Annotated in this window: 2 protein-coding genes; both read left to right on the top strand. The window is 53.3% G+C overall.

Annotation, left to right across the window (positions count from 1 at the left end; translation table 11 throughout):
* Positions 1-1,163 (top strand): copper oxidase (locus H1B37_RS32690; protein WP_182871466.1); only part of this gene is annotated, 1,163 nt, incomplete at its 5' end.
* A gap of 70 nt (positions 1,164-1,233) precedes the next feature.
* Entirely contained in the window at positions 1,234-1,521 is a 288-nt protein-coding gene (locus tag H1B37_RS32685) for a metal-sensitive transcriptional regulator (RefSeq protein ID WP_182871465.1), read from the top strand.
* The last annotated feature ends 290 nt before the right edge of the window (positions 1,522-1,811 follow it).

Raw genomic sequence — 1,811 nt, 5'->3', positions numbered from 1 at the left:
TCAAAATGGAGAACGGCGTCAAAGTCTTTGAGCTGGTGTCGATGCCCGTTCAACAGGAGTTTCATCCAGGCATTTTAATGAATGTCTTTGGGTACAACGGCAGCATGCCGGGCCCGACGATTGAGGTGAATCAGGGCGATCGCGTTCGCATCGTCGTGACGAATGAACTCCCGGAAGACACTTTCTTGCACTGGCACGGTTTTGAGCTTCCGATTCAGTATGACGGAGCCGCAACGCTGACTCAGAACCCAATCAAACCCGGCGCATCAATGGCGTACGAATTCGACATTCATGAGGAGGGCACGTTTTTCTACCACTCTCACGTTGCCATGCAAGAAGCATTCGGCCAGGTCGGATTCTTCATCGTCCATCCCAAAAAGGTCTTCGATCCCCCGGTGGACCGAGACTTTGGCCTGTTGTTTCAGAACTTTCATATTGGTCCCACGCAAACGGTGAGTGACAGTTGGGCGATGGACTGGAACTGGCATACGATCAACGGAAAGAGCGGACCGTACACCACGCCGCTTGTGTGCAAACATGGTGAACGAGTCCGTGTGAGGCTGCTTGATTTCAGCCCGATGCAGCACCACCCCGTTCACCTGCATGGTCACACGTTCTGGGTTACCGGTCACGAAGGTGCTCGGATTCCAAAGAGCGCTTGGGTTCCGAGAAACACTGAGCTGATTGCTGTAGCCCAAGCGAGCGATTTTGAGTTCGTTGCGAACAATCCTGGAGATTGGATTTTCCACTGCCATATGGTCCACCACATGATGAACCACATGGTTAGACAGGTTGGCCCGCGGATGCGCGCCGGGGAATCGGTCGACGAATATCTCGCGAGTATCGACGACCGACCAGCCGTCAACACGAGTCGCTCGGACAAACTCGACGTGCCAGGTTATCCTCAAAAAATGAAGGGCATGGAAATGTCCGATGACTTCATGAAGGCGATCTGGAGTCGCAAAGAAACACGTGGGATGCGTGCCAACTATCCAATGTCGGTGAAAGGTCTGATGACCGTGATGCGAGTTCTTCCGGATGATCTCTACGAGTTGGTGATGAACAGTGATCAGCCCGTGGAGAAGGGCGCCGTCTTTGCCGAGATCGTGCGTCGATTCGGGAATCCGGCTACGTACCAGCCGGCTCCGAAAATGGGAATGTAGCTGGGCTGACCCGTACCTGCCTAACCGGCTAGAATAGCTCGGCTGTTTTCCCACTGTGAGGTTCCGATTCATGCTTTCTGACGACGAGAAGAAGAAGCTCAACAATCGGCTTCGTCGCGTTGTTGGACAAGTCGAGGCTGTCGGTCGGATGATCGATGACGACGAGTATTGTGTCGACATAATGATGCAGCTTTCCGCCGCCACCGGCGCTCTGGCCAAGGTGGGGGAGATCGTCCTGGAAAAGCATCTCAGGACATGCGTTGCCGATGCCATGGAAAGCGGCGATCAGGCTGAGCGCGAAGAAAAACTCGATGAGCTGATCAAGATTTTTCGTAAGTATGCCGGCGTGATGGACTGAGGCGAATCGCTCGGAGATCAGGTTGCGTGGCAATCTGTCGCATGGCATTCAAGTTGCCGCCAAGATTGGATCTCCCAAAAAAACTTACTGGTCCCACAAGTCTTCGTGAAGAAATCAGCCCTCTCGGGCATCCAACCACGAAGAATTGCTTGTCGATCGAACGGGACCATCAATCTTGAGAACTCAAGAAAACTCTCTCATCGGCTGGTGGCGACACCTTCCGCTTGCAAAGCAACTATTAATCGCGACGAACGGATTCGTGCTGGTCTGTGCAGCGATGTTCATTGTTG

The sequence above is a fragment of the Stieleria mannarensis genome, assembly GCF_014154935.1.
In the GTDB taxonomy this organism is placed as follows: Bacteria; Planctomycetota; Planctomycetia; order Pirellulales; family Pirellulaceae; genus Stieleria; species Stieleria mannarensis.
Note: the sequence above shows the minus strand (reverse complement) of the source record. Positions and strands in the feature narration are given on the sequence as shown.

What these genes read in the sequence shown, in the direction of transcription:
- H1B37_RS32685 (WP_182871465.1), top strand. Translation starts at nt 1,234, where the DNA reads ATGCTTTCTGACGACGAGAAGAAGAAGCTCAACAATCGGCTTCGTCGC.